18 protein-coding genes are annotated in these 19,862 nt (G+C 45.0%); 11 read left to right on the plus strand and 7 right to left on the minus strand.

The annotated features are described in order from the left end of the window. Nucleotides 1–3 precede the first annotated feature (3 nt). Both glyS and PSBA01_RS07535 read left to right on the plus strand, forming a co-directional pair. Nucleotides 4–2,097: a glycine--tRNA ligase subunit beta gene (gene glyS, locus PSBA01_RS07530; RefSeq protein ID WP_186473693.1), complete on the plus strand. Its 2,094-nt coding sequence runs from the start codon at nt 4–6 to the stop codon at nt 2,095–2,097. Nucleotides 2,098–2,346: 249 nt separating this feature from the next. Beyond that, entirely contained in the window at nt 2,347–2,643 is a 297-nt protein-coding gene (locus PSBA01_RS07535) for a hypothetical protein (RefSeq protein WP_227511615.1), read from the plus strand. Between the two features lie 132 nt (nt 2,644–2,775). Here the strand turns inward: PSBA01_RS07535 and PSBA01_RS07540 are convergent, their stop codons facing one another. Next, nucleotides 2,776–3,228, minus strand: a complete 453-nt coding sequence (locus PSBA01_RS07540; protein WP_058025038.1) for a cell division protein ZapA — start codon at nt 3,226–3,228, stop codon at nt 2,776–2,778. Between the two features lie 107 nt (nt 3,229–3,335). Next, nucleotides 3,336–3,776 carry a hypothetical protein gene (locus tag PSBA01_RS07545; RefSeq protein WP_058025037.1) on the minus strand — a complete coding sequence of 147 codons (441 nt, stop codon included), beginning with the start codon at nt 3,774–3,776 and terminating at the stop codon, nt 3,336–3,338. A 212-nt stretch (nt 3,777–3,988) separates the two neighbouring features. Here PSBA01_RS07545 and PSBA01_RS07550 point away from each other — a divergent pair, with 212 nt between their 5' ends. The 4 genes from PSBA01_RS07550 (at nt 3,989) to PSBA01_RS07565 (ending at nt 7,180) form a co-directional block, all read left to right on the plus strand. Further along, the gene (locus PSBA01_RS07550; RefSeq protein WP_186473694.1) at nt 3,989–4,642 is read left to right on the plus strand and encodes a UPF0149 family protein; all 654 of its coding nucleotides are present in this window, start codon (nt 3,989–3,991) and stop codon (nt 4,640–4,642) included. Nucleotides 4,643–4,719: 77 nt separating this feature from the next. Continuing rightward, entirely contained in the window at nt 4,720–5,958 is a 1,239-nt protein-coding gene (gene argE, locus PSBA01_RS07555; RefSeq protein WP_186473695.1) for an acetylornithine deacetylase, read from the plus strand. 154 nt (nt 5,959–6,112) lie between these two features. After that, entirely contained in the window at nt 6,113–6,841 is a 729-nt protein-coding gene (locus PSBA01_RS07560) for a LysE family translocator (protein ID WP_186473696.1), read from the plus strand. Between the two features lie 102 nt (nt 6,842–6,943). Further along, nucleotides 6,944–7,180, plus strand: coding sequence for a hypothetical protein (locus PSBA01_RS07565; RefSeq protein WP_167669384.1), 237 nt, complete (start codon nt 6,944–6,946; stop codon nt 7,178–7,180). A gap of 88 nt (nt 7,181–7,268) precedes the next feature. Here the strand turns inward: PSBA01_RS07565 and PSBA01_RS07570 are convergent, their stop codons facing one another. Beyond that, nucleotides 7,269–8,195, minus strand: a complete 927-nt coding sequence (locus PSBA01_RS07570; protein WP_025643743.1) for an IS30 family transposase — start codon at nt 8,193–8,195, stop codon at nt 7,269–7,271. A 146-nt stretch (nt 8,196–8,341) separates the two neighbouring features. Continuing rightward, nucleotides 8,342–9,835, minus strand: a complete 1,494-nt coding sequence (gene miaB / locus PSBA01_RS07575; protein ID WP_186473697.1) for a tRNA (N6-isopentenyl adenosine(37)-C2)-methylthiotransferase MiaB — start codon at nt 9,833–9,835, stop codon at nt 8,342–8,344. A gap of 347 nt (nt 9,836–10,182) precedes the next feature. Here miaB and PSBA01_RS07580 point away from each other — a divergent pair, with 347 nt between their 5' ends. From PSBA01_RS07580 to PSBA01_RS07595, 4 genes are all read left to right on the plus strand, one after another. Next, nucleotides 10,183–12,303, plus strand: a complete 2,121-nt coding sequence (locus tag PSBA01_RS07580) for a lytic transglycosylase domain-containing protein (RefSeq protein WP_186473698.1) — start codon at nt 10,183–10,185, stop codon at nt 12,301–12,303. A 569-nt stretch (nt 12,304–12,872) separates the two neighbouring features. Next, nucleotides 12,873–13,514 (plus strand): hypothetical protein, encoded by a 642-nt coding sequence (locus PSBA01_RS07585; RefSeq protein ID WP_058025029.1) that lies wholly within the window; start codon nt 12,873–12,875, stop codon nt 13,512–13,514. Between the two features lie 396 nt (nt 13,515–13,910). Beyond that, on the plus strand, nt 13,911–14,900 hold the full coding sequence (locus tag PSBA01_RS07590; RefSeq protein ID WP_178379285.1) for a malate dehydrogenase: 990 nt from the start codon (nt 13,911–13,913) through the stop codon (nt 14,898–14,900). Nucleotides 14,901–15,187: 287 nt separating this feature from the next. Then, complete coding sequence (locus PSBA01_RS07595) at nt 15,188–15,427, plus strand: DUF2789 domain-containing protein (protein ID WP_058025028.1); 240 nt, start codon at nt 15,188–15,190, stop codon at nt 15,425–15,427. 187 nt (nt 15,428–15,614) lie between these two features. On the opposite strand, the gene ribF is transcribed toward PSBA01_RS07595, so the two are convergent. Next, complete coding sequence (ribF, locus tag PSBA01_RS07605; protein WP_186473700.1) at nt 15,615–16,682, minus strand: riboflavin biosynthesis protein RibF; 1,068 nt, start codon at nt 16,680–16,682, stop codon at nt 15,615–15,617. A 245-nt stretch (nt 16,683–16,927) separates the two neighbouring features. On the opposite strand from ribF, the gene PSBA01_RS07610 reads away from it, so the two are divergent. Then, nucleotides 16,928–17,539, plus strand: a complete 612-nt coding sequence (locus PSBA01_RS07610; protein WP_186473702.1) for a GNAT family N-acetyltransferase — start codon at nt 16,928–16,930, stop codon at nt 17,537–17,539. A gap of 11 nt (nt 17,540–17,550) precedes the next feature. On the opposite strand, the gene PSBA01_RS07615 is transcribed toward PSBA01_RS07610, so the two are convergent. Both PSBA01_RS07615 and murJ read right to left on the minus strand, forming a co-directional pair. Next, nucleotides 17,551–18,147, minus strand: a complete 597-nt coding sequence (locus PSBA01_RS07615) for a hypothetical protein (RefSeq protein WP_186473704.1) — start codon at nt 18,145–18,147, stop codon at nt 17,551–17,553. Nucleotides 18,148–18,276: 129 nt separating this feature from the next. Then, complete coding sequence (murJ, locus tag PSBA01_RS07620) at nt 18,277–19,827, minus strand: murein biosynthesis integral membrane protein MurJ (RefSeq protein WP_186473706.1); 1,551 nt, start codon at nt 19,825–19,827, stop codon at nt 18,277–18,279. Nucleotides 19,828–19,862: the final 35 nt, after the last annotated feature.

A 19,862-nucleotide genomic window follows, 5' to 3' on the forward strand; every position in this document is an offset into this window, starting at 1 on the left:
CCCATGAGTACTATTCTATTTGAACTGGGGTGTGAAGAGCTACCTCCAAAAAGCCTAAAACCATTGCGTGATGCGCTGCAAACTAGTGTCACTGAGCAATTATCTGCAGCTGAGATCACCTTTGATAGCATTAAAGCCTTTGCCGCACCGCGTCGTTTAGCGATTCAAATTGAAGGCATTAGCGATAAGCAGCCTGACCGCACTGAGCAAAAACGCGGACCAGCTATCAAAGCGGCATTTGATAGCGATGGCAATCCAACCCGCGCGGCGATGGGCTTTGCCAAAGGCTTAGGTATCGAAGCGAGCGAGCTTACGACCATTAATACTGATAAAGGTGACTATGTCGGCTTCGAGCAAACGATCAGTGGTCAAGCGACTACCGAGCTATTGCCAGCTATTTTTCAAACGGCGTTAGATAGCCTACCGATTGCCAAACGTATGCGCTCAGGCGCAAGTCGCAACGAGTTTGTCCGTCCCGTCCAGTGGGTAGTATTGATGCAGGATGACACTGTTATTGATGCCACTATCCAAGGGCATCAGACAGGCTTGCAAACTCGTGGGCACCGTTTCCACAGCCCTGACTACCATGATATTGCTCATGCCAATGACTATGAGCAACTGTTAGATGGTCTAAAAGTCGTGGCAGATTTTGATAAGCGCCAAATGCTGATCAAAAACCAAGTCAAAGCATTGGCAGATGAAGTTAATTCTGATGCTATCGTACCGCAGGATTTGTTGGACGAAGTTACCGCATTGGTCGATTTCCCCATTGCGCTACGAGCAAGCTTTGAGGCGCGCTTTTTACAAGTGCCACAAGAAGCGCTTATCTCGACCATGCAAGCGGATCAAAAGTATTTTTGCTTGACGGATAAAACGGGCAAATTGCAGCCGTACTTTATCTTTATCACCAATATTGAGTCTAAAGACCCCAATCAGATTATCGAAGGTAACGAGAAAGTGGTGCGTCCGCGTTTGGCTGATGCCGAGTTTTTCTTCTTACAAGATCAAAAGCAGCCGTTATTTGCACTCACAGAGAGCCTAAAAACTCGTGTATTCCAAGACAAATTGGGTACGATTTGGGAGAAGTCTGAGCGTATTGCTAAGCTTGCCGCGTTTATTGCTACCCTAATGCAGCAGCAAGGCCACGATATCAACGTCGATGACACCGTACGTGCGGGTATTTTATCCAAAGCAGATTTGGCCAGCTCGCTTGTCGGTGAGTATCCTGAATTGCAAGGTATCGTGGGTACGTATTATGCACGTTTGAATGAGGAACCTGAAGCGGTTGCGGCAAGCTTAGAAGAGCAATACCTGCCCAAGTTCAGTGGTGATGTATTACCGCAAACACCAGTTGGTATTTGCTTAGCGTTAGCTGATCGCCTAGATACGCTCGTTGGTATTTTTGCGATTGACCAAGCACCAACGGGGTCAAAGGATCCGTTTAGCCTACGTCGTTCTGCCATTGGTATTTTGCGTATTTTGATCGAAAAGCAGTTGCCGATTAATCTGGTAGCGCTCGTTGAGCAAGCGATTAAAGGCTATAGCGATGCTGAAGGTAGCAAGATTGCCAAAATGGGTGATACTTTTACCCAAGTCATGGCGTTCTTAAACTCGCGCTATCGTGCGATGTATACCGAGCAGGGCGTTAGCGTTGATACGATTCAGGCCGTACAAGGGATTAACCCGCATATGCCGCTTGATTTTGATCAGCGTATTCGCGCCGTACAAGCATTTAGCGAGCTGTCACAAGCGTCAATGCTCGCGGATTCAAACAAACGCGTTGCCAATATATTGGCCAAGTCAGAAGTCGATGTTGCTGATACGGTCGATGAAGCGCTACTATCTGAGACTGCTGAGCAAAATTTATATGCAAATGTGCAGCAAGCACAGACAGTGGTACAGCCATTGCTTGAGCAAGCGGACTATACGCAAGTATTGCAAACGCTGGCGAGCTTAGATGAGCCGTTGACGCAGTTCTTTGATAACGTGATGGTCAATAGTGACGATGAGGCCTTGAAAAACAACCGCTTGGCATTGCTCAAGCAGGTACGCGCCTTGTTCTTGACTGTGGCTGATATCAGCGAGCTACAGCTATAACTGCTAGCCTTTAATCTTAGGTTTTGATACAAAAACTGGCTCACTGTGGCCAGTTTTTTGTTGCTATAGCACTTGGGTATTCGTCAGTGCCATGAATGACAACCCAGCATCATTGACAATTAACCGTAAAGGCATTGTGCCATTACCATTATTGACGGTAAAATTTAGGCATTCGAGCGTCTTGGATCATGGTAAGTGTCATCACTCTTGTTATTCATTACGTTTATTTGTCGTTGAAGGAGCGCTGCCGTGTTTGCCGTTGTTATTGTCATTCTTATTATCTGGGCTTCCATGTGGGCTTTTTACAAGTTTATGTACCCACGTCCACCCAAAAGCATGATGCCAAAAGAGGGTGATGTCACCACACCGCGTCAGTGCAATTTTTGCGGTAACAGTTTGGCGGAGTATCGCGGTGTCCTTGAAACTAAGCCTAGCTTAGCGACAACCAGTGGTGGTAATACTGAATCAGCCCAAGAATTATTCTTTTGCAATTATGAGCATCAGGCAGACTTTCATGCAGGCAGGACTTACAAACCTTATGCGTAAGCAGATAGATAAAAACGATTGACCATAAAAAAGCGCTTAGTATGGATGAACTAAGCGCTAATAGGCTGAACGGCTCTCTATCAGACTGTCTATCCTTTCGAATAACCTGTTTGCTTATAAAACACTGCTCACTTAAAGAATAGAGTGAGCGTCTTTCATAATTTTATTTAGCAATGCCTGTGATTGCTTATCTTTTTGCAAGCGGTCTTCATCACTTCTTTGGTTGGCATGGATTTTTTCGTATAAATTCAAGCAGCACAGCACCAGTATGCTTTCTTGACTGAGGCTTGGTGCATCTCGCTTTAGATCAAGCGCATAGTTATTGATATAAGAGACCGCCGATAGTAGCTCTTCTTGCTCATGTACTGGGCAAAAAATTGGATAAGTCACGCCAGCAATCGCGATATCGACTTTTTTGATCTGGGGCTCAGCCGCTTTGCCATTGGCTTGAGACGATGTGCTGGATGTGCTCGCCCCCGATTGAGTGGATTTTTGTACGGCTACGTCTTTATTCGGTGCTTGAGTATTTTGTGATGGGTTATTTTTTGGCTGTTTTTCTATAGCGTTGCTTTGGTTGTCGGTCATGATACATCCTACAATGTCTGGTCAATGAAATGAGTGATATCAGGTTTTACAAATAGCATTGGGCGGTTTAATAAGTAGCATATTTTACTATCTATTACAGAGACGCGTTAGCTTTCTGCTTGATCGATGCGGGTTAAGCGTTGCAAGACGACTTGCGTACGCTCTGCTGCCAACTGATTCTTTTTTTGCAGCTCATTGTTTTGTTGTTTGATATCGCTGTATTGCTGCTTTAATTCATTATTGTGCTTTTGCAGATCGCTATTTTGTTGTTGTAATTGGCTGATTTGTTTTTGTAGTTTGTCTTGTTCTTCACCAATCATATGGTGCGCTTCAGCAAGGCTTTGATAGCGCTTGTCGAGGTCATTTAATTGTTTTTTTGCGCCATCACGCTCGCTGTGGCTGGCATCAAGCTTGTTTTTTAGAGCAGAGACTTCTTTTGCATCGCTAACAGGGTGTTGTTTTAGGCTGCTAAGTTCAGCACTGACAAGCTGATACTGTTTTTTGATGTCGAGTACCATTTTTTCTAATATTCTAAGTTGATCATACATAGTCAGTTTTTATCCTTAACAAGTAAGCGTGAATGAATTTTGTTCGCTGCATTTAATAATGCCATAGGTGACCGCATAATATCTATATCAACAAAGTAATTACAAGTACGAGGCTTTGTCTTTTTACTTTTATCTATCGATGATTTGTCCCAGACATTTTGTCGTGACTATTTTTATTTTTTGAACAGTAATCAACTACTAGGACCTCTATTATGAATGATAATATCTCTGGCTGGAATACTTGGCTGACTGCGTTTGAGGATTGGACGGACGTGTCTATCAGTGAGGTGCACGGCCTGATGACAGGCCTGATGACGGCGTGTAACGCACCTGATGAGGCCACATGGGCGAAGGTGTTCGAAGAGCTGAGCTTTGCGCCACTACCAGAGGCGGCATTGACTTTGCTGACAGAAGAAGCAGAAGACACGGTGTTTCAGTTAAAAGATAAAGATGATGCCTACGCCTATATGCCGCTCATCCCTGATGATGAACATGATTTATACGAGCGTGTGATGGCATTGAAACAGTGGTCAAACGGCTTTATGACGGGTTTTGGTATTACTGATTGTAATTTGAGTAGCGAAGAGAATGAGATGCTCTCAGATTTGGCTAAAATTGGTGGCATTCGGTTAGAAGAAGAAGAGGATTTTGAGGGGGGAGAGGAGTCTTATCTTTATATCTACGAGTTTGCTCGTATGGTGCCTGTGAGTTTTGCGACGCGCAAACGCAAGCCTGTAAAAGACATCGCTCTGATTGCTGGACTATCTATCAATGCTAAAACCACTAAAGAGCTACAAGCAGAAGGCAAGTTGCCAAAACCGATGTCACCCGTTCTTGACGTGATGAATCAGAATAATCCATCATAAGACAAATCTGATACCTCATAGTTTTTAAGAAATGGCTTTTAAGAAATGGCTCTTAAAAATCATAATAGGGATATTTTATGATCCAAGATACTAATGACAATGCTAGCAATGACCAACAGTTAAACCCTGCTACGCATCCGAGTAATAGCCTTGATTGGCTGACACGGCTTATCGCCTTCGATACGGTCAGTCGACACTCCAATCTCGCATTGATTCATGATGTGAGAGCGTATTGTGAGCAGCTTGGTCTGACGGTAGATTTGACCTTTAACGAGGCAAAGACCAAGGCCAACTTGTTTGTGACTGTACCCGCTGGCGAAAACGCTGACCAAATTAATAACGGTTTGGTGCTCTCAGGTCATACTGATGTCGTGCCTGTCGATGGTCAAGACTGGACATCAGAGCCGTTCACCGCGACGATACGTGGTGACAAGCTATACGGACGCGGTGCGTGCGATATGAAGGGTTTTATCGCGTGTGCGCTGACAATATTGCCACAAGCTGTACAGCTATCAAGTAGCGGTCAGCTGCGTCGCCCATTGCACCTCGCGCTGTCGTTCGATGAAGAGGTGGGCTGTTTGGGTGCGCCATTGATTTTGGCGGATTTAAAAGCGCGCGGTATCACCCCTGATTATTGCATCGTCGGTGAGCCAACCAATATGGCGATGGTGGTTGCACACAAAGGCATCGCGGTGTATCGTTGCCGTGTCCATGGCAAATCAGCGCATTCTTCATTGATTGGACAAGGGGTCAATGCGATCAGCTATGCAAGCAGATTGGTGGGCTATGTCGACACGCTTGCTGAAGAACTGAGTGCTCGTGATGACAATGATGCATTGTTTACCGTGCCTTATTCGACATTGTCAGTAGGGACTATACACGGCGGTACAGCCACCAATATCGTGCCCAATCTGTGTGAGTTCACTTTTGACTATCGCAACCTGCCGCACATGACCCAAGACGATATACTAGCGCCCATTCAAGCAAAAGTTGCTGAGTTAAATGCGCAAATGCAAGCGCGTGCGCCTGAGACGGGTATCGAGCTGATGCAGGAAGAGAGTGTTCCTGCCATGACGGATAATAACAGCGCTGAGCTACAATCATTAATAGCAGCTCTGACAGGGGATGATGAGCGTCATAAAGTCGCTTACGCAACGGAAGGTGGTCAGTTTACCAATGCAGGCATCCCAACGATCATCTGTGGCCCTGGTAGTATTGAGCAGGCACACAAAGCGGATGAATATGTTGAAATGATCGAAATCGAACGTTGTGACGGCTTTTTGCAAAAACTATTAGACAGTTGTACTGCCAAGTAGCTTATAGAGGTGTCGATACGCTATAAAAGTGGCAAACATATGTATATAATGTGAGAAGTATCAATAATACCGCCTGAATGGCGGTATTTCTTTTTTTGGCGATGTGGCTGTTCGTATAAGAAGCATTTATATATAACAAAGTAGGGGTTAGCTGATGTCTTGGCATCTGTTTGCAGTATTTTTCGCAAGTACGTTTTTGATTTCCGCAACACCAGGTCCCAACATGTTGTTGGCATTCCAGTATGGCATGAACTATGGCGTCAAGCGCACATTATGGACGCTAGCAGGGTTGAGCCTTGGGCTATTTATCTTGCTGCTATCGACTTTACTTGGGCTGGATGTGATCAGTCGCCAGTCGCCATGGCTGCTCACAATTATCAAAGCCGTGGGCGCGGCATACTTGGTATATTTGGGCATCAGCTCATGGCGTGATGCGGGTGATGGTAGCTTGATGAGCGATGCCAAGGAGTTAAGTGCTGAGGTTGAGGCCGACTATGGGGCTTTTGAAGGTCAAGCTGGTACACCGCAGCCGCGCTCGCTGTCGAGTGCTGCGGTCAAGATAAGTCCCAGCAATCTCACTTTATTCCGTACAGGGGTCTGGGTATCTTTATCTAATCCAAAAGCGATATTATTTTTCGCAGCGTTCTTTCCTAAGTTTATTAATTTTAGTGCGCCACTATGGCCGCAATATATCTTATTGACCATTGGGCTATTCATGAGCGAAACAATTTGGCAGATTGTCTATACGCTAGGCGGAAAAAAGCTGGCAAGCTGGCTCGATGTTGGTAATCGTTTAGCGTGGCTTAATCGTGGTTGCGGCATTATCTTTATTATAATTGCAGCGGCTTTGTTTGCTGAAGTAATTAATAGTTTTATGCTATAAAAAGTTATTAGACTTCTTGCATAAGTCATCGTCAGCCCTTGTAACTCCGTTAGTTGAAGTCAATAAACTAGTACTTTTGCAAGAGATCTAATAGGTAACTATATGAGCTTAAAACAAACGTTAAAAAAGGCTAAACAAATTGAGAGACAGCTAGACAAGCAGACTGAATCAGGTGCACAGCACTCGCTAGGCGCAGTGAAACCGCGTAATTATCTAGCGCTTGACCCGCTGTTAAGAAAAGGCGGTATTCATGAAAAGGAAGATATCGATATCGTCCGCAAGAAACGTCGCCGTGAGACCAAGCAGCAGCTACGAAAGACAGATTGGTTATCAGAATAGTGATGGTTAACATTCACCCGCAAAAAAGCCGTTCGCTATTATAGTGAACGGCTTTTTTATTCCTTAGATTAACACACCAAGTGCAACGCTAATTAATATTATAGAACGCCTGCATAGGCGTTTTAAACCCTAATCGTTTTCTTGGTCTGTTGTTTAGTTTGTTCTCAATGTCCTGTATTTCATTATCAGAGACTTGTCTAAAGTCACAACCCTTAGGCAAGTACTCTCTGATAAGGCCATTGGTATTCTCGTTGGTTCCTCGCTGCCATGACGCATAAGCATCGGCAAAGAAGAAAGGGCTAAAGAGCTTTTGTTTCACCTTCTTATGCTGAGCAAACTCTTTACCATTGTCAGAGGTAATGGTCTTAACCTGCAACCTCACTGGCGCTAAGAGTTCTATCATTGCCTCTGATACTTGCTGTGCTGTTTTATGACCCACACGCTTCATCTTCAGCAGCCCCGTTTTACGTTCAACGAGCGTGACAATCGCTTGCTTGTGATGCTGACCGATAACGGTATCCGCTTCCCAATCTCCAATACGTGAGCGTTCTTCAACAATACAAGGGCGCTCATGAATCGAGACTCTGTCATTGATACGGCCTCGAGTCTCAGCGGTTAGACGCTGCCGGTATGGTTTTCCTTTACGTCTGAGACACTGCCACAATGTACCGCCCTGCCTCTTATCACGCCAAATATAGCGATAAATGCTCATATGACTGATACCAGCATGAACGCCAGATATTTGCTCAGGACTCCAGTTCTCTTTAAGCTTGTCTGTCACCCATGCCCAGAGGTCAGTCACAATAGTTGTGGCGTTGTTAGCCCGTCTGTCACAAGCCTTGTTATTAGCATGCTTTGCTCGGTAACCTCGTAGGCTTTTATTACGCCTAAGCTCTCTTGATATGGTACTGGGACTTCTGTTTAACACCCTCGCTATAAAATTAATACTATGTTTTGCCCCTTTAAGGGCATAAATCTGGTATCGTTCACCTAGGCTTAGATGTGTATAGCTCATGGTTGCAATCTCACTTTGGTCGGTGGATAAAAACTTTGATGCTAGCGCATCTAGGTCTTTTTTTCACCTTGCATTTGGTATTGCACTTCATGTGTTAATCTAAGTTCTTATTCAAACTTATAATTTAACCATTGTTACCTTAACAGTTAGGCTAATACTTCGATTAGCTCGCCTTTCACCATATGCGGGCTGACAAAATCGGTGACACGTACGCTGACAATTTTACCAAGCAGCTCATCACTGCGCTCAGGATCGTAAGGGAACATCACCGTACGGGTGTTGTCCGCTGTACCGATTAGGCAATCTGGATGGCGATTCGCGACTTGTTCAACCAAGACGCGAGTCGTTGTACCGACCATCTCATGCGTTTTGGCCAATGTCGAGTCAACGATCACTTTTTGGAACTCAGCCAAACGCGCTTTTTTGGTGGTGAAGCTCACATCATCTGGTAACTCAGCAGCTGGCGTGCCCGGACGCTTGGAGTAGATAAAGCTGTACGAGTGATCGAAGTTCAATTCTTTTGCTAAGTTTAGCGTGTCTTGGAAATCCTCATCAGTCTCACCAGGAAAGCCAATGATAAAGTCGCTTGATAAGTGAATGTCTGGGCGGATGGCTTTGAGCTTATTGATCTGATCGATATACACATCGATGGTATGGTTGCGTTTCATCGCCGCCAAAATCGCGTTTGAGCCACTTTGTACAGGTAGATGCAGATGCGATACCAGCTCTGGCAATTGTGCATAAGCGTCAATGATATCATCGGTAAACTCAAGTGGATGGCTGGTGGTATAACGAATACGTTCCACACCATTGACGTGCGAGACATAATGCAGCAGCTCAGCGAAACGGCAAATACTGCCATCGTCTTTTTCGCCGCGATAGCCGTTGACGTTTTGACCAAGTAGATTGATTTCGCGGATACCTTGCGCGGCAAGGCTATCAATCTCGGCCAGCACATCGTCAAGTGGACGCGACAATTCTTCACCGCGTGTATAAGGAACGACGCAGAATGAGCAATATTTTGAGCAGCCTTCCATGATTGAGACAAAGGCTTTATATCCTTCGACTCTTGGCTCAGGCAAAAAGTCAAACTTTTCAATACTGGGGAAGGATACGTCAATCGTGCCAATACGGTTTTTGGGTGACACGTGGCGCTGATCGTTGGATTGATCATACAGCTCAGGCAGACGGTGCAAGGTTTGCGGGCCAAACACCATATCGACATATGGCGCGCGTTTTTGGATATTATCCCCTTCTTGTGAGGCCACGCAGCCGCCAACGCCAATCACGAGATCAGGACGTTTTTCTTTGAGTTTGCGCCAGCGCCCAAGCTCTGAAAACACCTTTTCTTGCGCTTTTTCGCGGATAGAGCAGGTATTCATCAACAGCACGTCGGCTTCATCAATGTTGTGCGTCACTTGCATGCCGTGCGAGTCACCGAGCACATCGAGCATTTTGTCTGAATCATAGACATTCATCTGACAGCCTTGGGTGGTGATGAATACCTTCTTGGTTGCGGCTTTTTCGACGGGCGCTTGGGCTGAACTTTGCTCCTTGAGTGCAGTGACAGCACGTGCGGTGACAGTCGTCTCAGCAGCAGCATCGTCATCGATGCGGGGATTGAATACAGTAACACTCATAAGGGGAAGTCCATGATTGACCAAAAATATAACGGAGTAGCCGATTAACAGGTGGCGTATTTTATCACAACCCTGTACTAATGTGAAAAATTAGCATAGGCGATGGGTTGTCAATATGATAAATAATTCATAGCAGTATCAATTATTTACTGTGATTAATATTACCATTTATAAAAACTGAGGCTCGTTATCATTTCTATGTTACACCGTGCTCTCCTATTTATTAACAAAAGGTAAAGGAGATAGTTGAAAGCACAATGAGTATAGTATGATGATTGCGATACCCTTGGCGGTACTTAGCGAACCGTTATTCATATATTTATAGAAACATCATAAAGAGAGTCAGTATGACAAAGTTGCGTGTTGCTCATAGCATCAAGGATGAAGAATTTACCAGTCAAAAGCAGACGTCGAAACGACTCACAGTAGGCTCGTTGTGGATAAGTGCATTGAGTGTGGCAACCGCTATAAGCGCGCTTGGTATGTCACAAGTGGCTTGTGCAGAGTTGACGTGGGGCGATGAGGAAAGTTACCAACAAGAGAGCAACTATCAGCAAGACCGTAGTATTGACTCATTTATGGCAGCGGCTATCGCAGCGGATCGTGGGGATGTGGGTGCGCTCTATAATTATGAGCAAATCATGAGCGGTGGTCTATTTGCCATGTATCCAACTTACTGGCGGATGAATCTAGACCTCAATTCACAAAGTTCAGCGGCCGTATCGCAGTTTGTACGCCAGTATCCAGATACGGTTATGGCCGAGAAGCTAGTGGCTGACTTTGCGGAGACTAAAGCGGGGTCGAATGACTACGCCTCTGTCAGACAAGTGGCGAATCTGATTACCAATGCTGATGCCAGTGAGCGCTGCGCTATCGCCCTTGGGTTCAATAATGGCGGTGATACCATGCGTGCCATGGCTGCCAAATCTGATGTTTGGCTAACCACCAAAAAGCAGCCAGCCCTTTGTGACCAGCTAGCGATGGAAATGAATAATAACGCGCTCATTAGCAATCAGGATCGCGCTGCTCGTCTCAAACGTATGTTACGAATAGGCAAAACGGGTGACATCATGGCGCTGTCGTCACGCCTAGGTACGCCGATTGCTTATTCGTCGCTCAGTGAAATTCAGCTCAATCCCTCATCGTTTCTTAGCCGCTTTAGCCGCGAGCCCGCCAGTCAAACCAATCAATACCTATACCTATATGCTATTGGCCGTGTCGCAGATAAATCCTATCGAGAAGCGGCACTGCAGTTAGACTTCGATATCAAGCAAGACAATCAGCGCGCTATAAAGTTATTGAATGACGAAACGCGTCGTTACGCCTATCGTACGCTTGGTGTTAAGCGCATGAACCACAATACCGATGACGGTTTTAATGCTGAAGCAGTAGACTGGTTCCGCAATAGCTTAGATGATGACTTTAACTTTGAAGAAGCGGAAGACTATGCCATGGCGGCAATCCGCTTTGGCCGCTGGGATGATGTGGTTGAAGCTATTTCAAAAATGGATGGTGAAATTCAAAAGGATGGTCAGTGGCAATACTGGCTGGCACGCGCCTATGAACAATCAAGCAATAGCAGTAAGCGCAATACCGCCAAAAAAATGTATCAAAACCTAGCGAAAAATAATGACTACTATGGCTTGATGGCAAAAGACAGGATCGGTCAGCGCTTTGATGCCAGCCGCTTAGGTGGTAGCAATTTGCCTAATGTCAGTACCGCTGACCGCGCGCGCGTGATGCAAAACCCACACTTTGCCCGTGCATTTGCACTATACAACTCTGACGCGAGTCGCGGCTACGCCAACCGCGAGTGGAACTGGGCTGTGAAGCAAGCACGCGATAACCGTGATGACAATCTCATTATCGCGGCGGCGCGTCAAGCGTATGACATGGGCTGGCTCGATCGGGCGATTTATGCCGTCGATAATACCGATAGAGTTAATAGCTTGGCACTTTCGCACCCTATGCCACACCAAGAGTCAGTGGTGCGTTATAGTCAATCAGCAGGCATTGATCCAGCGTGGGCTTATGGCATCATGCGTCAAGAGAGCCGTTTTGTGTCTTCTGCGCGCTCAAATGTAGGCGCCAGTGGGTTGATGCAAATCATGCCTGATACGGCAAAATATATCGCGCGTAACTTAGGTGAGACTTATAGTGCGAGCCGTGCCAATAGTGGCGATACCAACATTCGTTATGGTACATGGTATATGGGTGATATCTTAAGTAAACTGAACTATCAGCCAGTATTGGCAACCGCAGGCTATAACGCGGGTCCTAATAATGCCAAACGCTGGCAACCAACCTATGGCGCAATCGCCGCAGATCAATATGTCGAATCGATTGCCTTTCCTGAAACGCGTAACTATGTCAAACACGTGATGGAAAACGCTACTATCTATAGCAGTCTGCTGGGTCGTGGTCAGCCAATCAGTCAACGTATGGGTACAGTACCTGCTGCTTTTTAATCAGTGAATTCGTCTTTAATAGACCACTAGCTTTTATAGTTAATGGTCTATTTTTTATGGGCTAAATGGCAGCAAGTCTTAGTACTTTATACAATAAACACTGAACTTAATTTTGCAATTATTGACGAGCACGACAACGTTTACGTTTTTGCTATAGATTAAAAAAGACATTTTGTTACCATTGCTTTAATTGACGTGTATGTTCTTCAGTCTTGTTCTTAGATCGCTATAGTCGAACCACTATTAAAGTGTTACAGCGTTAGACTCGTTTAGCCTACTACTGTAGTACTTGCACTCGTCTGCCTTGTACCACTTTTAATATTGATTGACTATATGTGTTTAATGCTGTTAGCACAATGATTTAAGTGATAGCCCATGTTTTATCATTGCTAATTGCTCCCAGCCCTATGATCAAAAAATACTTCAAACTGCCTGTATTATCGAAAACTCGGCAACCGTTACTGATTCAGGTGCCCCGGTCATCTAATACGAAAGCAGAAACAAGCTCAAAATTTAAGACATCCAGTTTCTTGGTGCAGTTCTGTGGAAGTTTGATAAGTAGGCATCATATGGGTAAAGTTAATAAAACGACGAGTTTTGGTGCTTTGTTAATCATACAAGGTCTTATGCTTACGCCAGCATATGCGGCGAGCACGGTCAAAGCTGGCCAGCGCGTATTGATGGTCGAGATGACCCCCGCGTTATGTAGCATGCAGCCGACAAGAGCCCGCATGCGTCAATGTCTAGAAGGCTATTCGTTAACAGTTTCAGGCTTAGACATGGGCTACGGCGAACGCTGTGGTCGTGGTAGCGAGCCACGTTTGACACCACTACAACTAAAGGTTGTCAATCGCATCATGCCTGATACGACAGTACGTAGCCAAACGTGGCAGCGCTATGGTGCTTGTAGCCCACTGAGTGCCAGTCGCTACTTCCGACAAATCACTAACTACGCTGGTGAACTAAAGCTTCCTAACGAGCTGAATACGGGCAACAGTTATACAGTCTCTAAATCTCGATTTATTAGTCAAATGACGCGCCTAAATAGTGGTATGTCATCAAATAGTGTCGATCTCATTTGCCAAGAAGGCAGTCGTCGTCAATCGATACTGACGGATATCCATGTGTGTTATGAGGGTAGCAGTTTTGGCACTTGTCACAATGTTGTAGATAACTGCGGCAGCCAATTCATCATTTCAGGTGGTAGATAGCTTTTATTTAACTATTTTTTAGATAGTCTACCGTTCTTTTTCCACATTCTTTTCGGTACTGTTTTTAATAAAATCTGAGTAAACTTGTCCGTATTACATTGTCATTTTTATACTCTTATTTACTCGTCTCATAGCGATAAAACATACTATGGACCGTATCTAAAAATTATATAGCCCTTTATTTATAGGCTCTGAGCTTATAGATATTCTTTTCGTATAAAATGTAACAATATAGTCCCTGATGGGTCTATGACTGTATCTAGACGGTCGCTGTGATGAAGTGCTACACTAGCTCTCGGTTTAGCGCTGCCTTTGTGCAGCAAACAAGTCGATATCTAAAAAGATAATCATCTATTACAATCATAAATGATCTAATCATCAATTAGGGAGTATTCAATGTCAATGAAACAGCCTTTACGTGTTGCCGTCACTGGTGCCGCCGGTAATATCAGCTACGCGATGCTATTTCGTATTGCATCTGGCGAGATGCTAGGTAAAGATCAGCCAGTTATTTTGCAATTGCTTGAAATCACACCAGCGCTTGATGCCCTAAAGGGTGTGGTCATGGAACTAGAAGACTGCGCATTCCCATTGCTTGCTGGTATTGTCCAAACTGATGATGCAAATGTGGCATTCAAAGATGCTGACTACGCGTTACTCGTCGGTGCCCGTCCACGTGGCCCAGGTATGGAGCGTAAGGACTTACTAGAAGCCAACGCTGCGATTTTCTCAGCACAAGGCAAAGCATTAAACGAAGTCGCTAGCCGTGATGTAAAAGTATTGGTCGTCGGCAACCCTGCCAACACCAACGCGCTAATCGCTCAGCGTAACGCACCAGATCTTGATCCACGTAACTTTACTGCCATGACTCGTCTAGATCACAACCGTGCGATGGCACAGCTAGCCGAAAAAACTGACAGCACTGTCAATGACATCAAAAACATGACCATCTGGGGCAACCACTCATCGACCCAGTATCCAGACCTAACGGCTGCGACTGTCAATGGCAAACCAGCGCTAGAGTTGGTTGATCGTGATTGGTACGAAAACACGTATATCCCAGAAGTACAGCAGCGCGGCGCGGCCATCATTAAAGCTCGCGGCGCCTCATCTGCAGCTTCTGCTGCCAACGCTGCTATCGCCCATATGCGCACGTGGGCACTCGGTACTGACGAGAACGATTGGGTCTCTATGGGTGTTTACTCAAATGGGGAATATGGTATCGCTGAAGGCCTTATCTACTCATTCCCATGCACATGCAAAAACGGCGACTGGTCTATCGTAGACGGCGTTGATGTGTCATCAGAATTCTCAAAAGAGAAAATGGCCGCCACTGAGCAAGAGCTGAGCGAAGAGCGTGATGCAGTAGCACACCTACTACCATAAGCTAAGCAGTTATATAGCTGTCTTAACTTAAGTAATGAGTGAAAAAGAAAAGCCCTCTTAATATAGGGGGGCTTTTTTATGTCTATAAGTTTTTTTATCCAAAAGATATGATGAAATAAAAAGTAATCTATCGCATCTTTTGAAATGGCAATATCTGTTTGCTGCCTATACAATTGATAACGTTAGATAAACGTTGATTAACAGCTATTCGCACAAAACTTGCTACAATAAATGGGTTAATTTGAATAATAAGCATAATTACCACTACACCATTTAAGGAGAAAAGTATGTTGGGTGAGCCAGAATATAATATGAATGAGCTATTTGCTCAGTTAGGTCTAGATAGCTCTGATGAAGCGATTGATAAGTTTATCGCAGACAACCAGTTATCAAGTGAAGAGAAATTGATAGAAGCTGATTTCTGGACCGATAGCCAGCGTATGTTCTTGCAAGAAGAATGGCAAAAAGATGCAGCATGGGTAGAGACGATTGATGAGTTAAATGTACGAATGCATCCTGATGCCTAAAAGCTGATATAAAAAACCTAATATAGTGAACCGACCCCCATAAGTTGGACACAACTTACGGGGGTATTTTTATGCGTTACGATCTAGACTTTAAGATCAAAGTCATCGCATACTATCGTCAAGGACATACCGGAATCGCAACAGCAAAGAAGTTTGGACTTGATAAAATGTAAGATACGTCTGACTGCTAAACTTGATTGTTACGCCATTCTAGTAGGTCAGTGACATCTTGATGAATACCCGCTTTCAAGGCGTCCAAACCATCGTAGCGACGCTCACCATGCAAAAAGTGCAAGAAGCGCACTTCTAGATTCAATCCGTACAAATCTGCTTTTAGTTTGGGAAAGTGTACTTCCAATCGCCAGTCATCACTTTTATCAACAGAAGGTCTTTTGCCAATGTTAGCGGTACCGAACAAACTATGTGGACGCAAACCTGCGACGCCTATATTGTTATCAGTAGCCAGCTTTATTAAGCCATCAGGTATGACCTCTCTATTCTCATCTAAGCTGACGACATCAACGGCAAAAATACCGTGCAAAGCGGGTTTTATTCGCTGCAAATCAATATTGGCAGTAGGAAAGTCCATAGTGCGACCAATTTGATCGCCACGGACAACCGACCCCGTAATGGCGTAGTCGCGGTCCAGCAGTATATTGGCAGCATGAATATCACCTGCCAATAGCAAGTCACGGATGCGAGTAGAGCTAATACGTGCAGCCTCATTATTGACATCATTCAAGTGGTCGTTGTCAATATTGCTATCAGTGATGGTATGTAGGTTAGTCACATCCAAACCATAATCGCGCAAAAACTGACTATCGCCAGTACGATCATGACCGAAGCGGAAGTCGTCACCTAGTACCAGCGCTTTTACATTTAAGCGCTTGGCTAATATATCGGCAAAGGCTTGTGCTGATAATGAGCGAAAGTCCTCATCAAAACCTGCCACCACTAAGGTTTTAACCCCATGTTGTGCTAGGAGTGCCTGCTTTTCTGCTAGATTGGTCAAACGCGCAGGGGCTTTAGCTGGCGCAAAAAACTCACGTGGTTGTGGCTCAAATATCATGACCGCAGCGTCCAAGTTTTGGGTATGCGCAATATCACGAACTTGTGCCAGCATTGCCTGATGACCAAGGTGTACGCCATCAAAATTGCCAATAGTGAGCACACAAGGCGCTAACTCTACTGGGTCATTAGTAGTAGACGCGGCATTTGATGATGTAATCAGTTGCTCAAGAAAATAGGTTTTCATAAGTTTTCAGCTATGATGAGACCAGATAAAAAACGAAAAAACACATCTATGGTCAAAATTGATGTGTCGAAAATTAGCCATTATAAAGTAAAATAGCCACACTAACATCCTATAGTCTACGGATAATGCAAGTATGAATGACGCTCTATGAATTTCATGGTTTGTACATACGTCTATTATCAGTATGACGATTTTTTACTATCATCATGAATACCAATAATAATGCCAATTAATATGGAGACTCTATGTCCGATGTTGCCTTAAATGTCATAGCAACTGCCCCGTTGACACATCAGCTGACCCAGCAGTTTATGGTACAACGTGCCAGTAAAGAAGACTTGGCAGAAGTCTTGGCGATTTATAACCAAAGTATTCCTGGCAAACAAGCAACGGCAAATTTGGCATTAGTAACGCTCGAAGAACGTACAGCTTGGTTCGATGAGCATTTAGACAGTCCAACGAGACCTATTTATGTAGTCAAAGCATTACTAGAAGGTGATGCCGATAGACAGAGTACAAAACTACCAATTGTTGCATGGGGCAGTTTCAGTGATTTATATGCGCGTACCGCTTATCATATCAGCACTGAAATCAGCATCTATCTGAACCAAGATTATCAGAGTAAAGGGTTGGGCAGTCTGTTGACACGCTGGATGTTGACGCAAGCGCCCAGTTTAGGAATCAGAAATATCGTTGCCCTTATCTTTGCCCACAATCAGCCAAGTTTGGGACTGTTCCGTAAACTTGGCTTTGAGCAATGGGGATATATGCCAAAAGTTTGCGATATGGACGGGTTTATCGCTGATGTCGTGATGCTTGGTAAAGCCGTGGTATCGGACAACATTGCGGATAATTAGAGCAAAATGCCTTAACCCAAGATTTTCCATTGACCATCTATTTTCTGTAGTTGATAGGTCAATGGTGCAGGGTCGCTTTGTCCTTTGAGCATCAACTCGCCAGTGATGGTGGCACGCGTTTTGTCATCATTGTACGTTGTATCAGTAATCGTCACGCCATCGACCGTTTGTTGAAACGCCGATTGAGTGTTGGCAAGCTCTTGCTCAAAATTTGCCATATCTACTTGATAGTAGCCTACTGCATCCTTCACATCACCATAATACAAGCTATTTAGTGCTTTTTTGACCGTGTCCTCTGGCGTACCCGCTTGAGTTGGATTGGTCACTAGGCTTTTTTGGTTAATCGGAGCAGTGACTGGATTGATATTGTCATTATCAACGGTCGTTGTATTCTCAGTATCATCTGTGACTTGAGTCGTTTCACTTGTGCTATCTGCTGTGTCTTCTTCTGAAGTATCAACGACAGCTGCAACTTCTTCATTGTTGGTAGCAGTTTCAGTGTCTGCAGACTCATTGTTGCTGCAACCGCTCAGCAGTAGTCCAGTACCGAGTACACCTGTTGCAAGGAGAAGCGGTAAGCGCTGGAAGAGTGGCTGTTTCGTTGTCATATCAAACCTCAAATGTCAGTTATTCATTAATAGGTCATTATGACAACGATTGGTGGCAAGCATTGTCAATTCTGATGATAGGCTTGTTTTGGTTTCGTAAGCCAAGCTCATGCCTATATCTACTTTGGCTTATCCGTGTTTGAGCTGGCGAGGACGGACACCTGTCGCTAGCAATACCACGCCATAAACGAGCGCTCCGGCGACACACATAATCACGAGTGCGATGATGCGTTGCCACTGGGCTTCATCAGTAGGGAAGTAGGGTAACATGAGATAAAGTACGCCGATCATGGAGCCAGTTGAAATGGCAAACTGTGTGAATAGTTTGTTCCAATGGGGGCCAAAACGGAAAATATCGCGCTTGTGTAAGAAGTAATAGAGCAAGCCTGCGTTTACGAACGCTGCGCCCGTCGTTGCCAAGGCTAAGCCACCATGTAATGGCATTTCTAAGAAATAGAATATCCCGATAAAAATGACACTAAATACCATGTTGGCAATAACAGAAATGATGCCGATTTTGACAGGTGTTCTGGTGTCTTGACGCGCAAAAAATGCAGGGGCAAAGATCTTGATCAGCATGAATCCTAAGATACCACCTGCCATACTACGCAATGCCAGCGCACTCATCTGGGCATCACGAAGGGTGAACTCACCACGTAAGAACAGGGCTTGCATCAGCACATCTGCGAGTACAAAGAGCGCAGCCGAGGCAGGCACACCGACCAAAATGATAAGGCGCGCGGCCCAGTCGATGGTCTTTTTGAAACTAACATCGTCTTTTTGCGCTTCACTTTTTGACAGACTTGGTAATATGACCGTACCAATCGCTACACCAATCAGCCCTAGTGGTAGCTCGCTCATACGCTCAGCTGCGTAGAGCCAAGACACCGAACCACCAATCATCAATGAGGCAAAAACGGTGTTCAGCAATAAGTTAATCTGAGTGACAGACACACCAAAGATAGCAGGCAGCATTAATTTTAGAATGCGGCGAACGCCCTCGTGCTGAAAGTCAATCTTGGGCGCGACCAGTAGTTTTTGTTGCCATAGCTGAGGCAGTTGTATTAAGAATTGCAATAGTCCTGCGATCGCCACGGCATAGCCAAGCGCCATAATAGGCGTATCAAACATCGGCGCCAAAATCAGCGCACCACCAATCATACATAAATTCAATAGGACTGGGGCAAAGGCGGGCGCAGCAAAACGGCCATAACTTTGCAAAATACCACTGGCAAAAGCCGTCATAGAAATAAACAGCAAATAAGGGAAGGTAAGGCGGAGTAATTCAGCGGTAATGGCAAATTTGTCAGGTTGATCGGCAAACCCGGGGGCAAACAACGTCACTACCCAAGGCGCGATTAAGATAACAACAACGGTCAGCATCGACAACACCAGCAAGAGTGCGCCCGAGGTGCGACTGACTAAAATCTGTACTTGCTGTAAGCTGTACTTTTCCTTGTACTCGGACAGCACAGGAACGAATGCTTGGCTAAACGCCCCTTCAGCAAACAGTCGTCGCAAAAAGTTTGGGATTTTGAAGGCGACCAAAAAGGCGTCCATCAAACCGCCAGCCCCGAAAACCCCTAGCAATACGACATCGCGTACCAAACCTAAAATACGCGATAACATGGTCATACTGCTGACCACCATGGTTGAACGAAATAACCGACTTTTTGCCATGAGAACCTATCTTGCTAAGTTGTGTACAGGGTTGT

This window comes from Psychrobacter sp. KCTC 72983, assembly GCF_014280455.1.
Taxonomy (GTDB): domain Bacteria; phylum Pseudomonadota; class Gammaproteobacteria; order Pseudomonadales; family Moraxellaceae; genus Psychrobacter; species Psychrobacter pacificensis.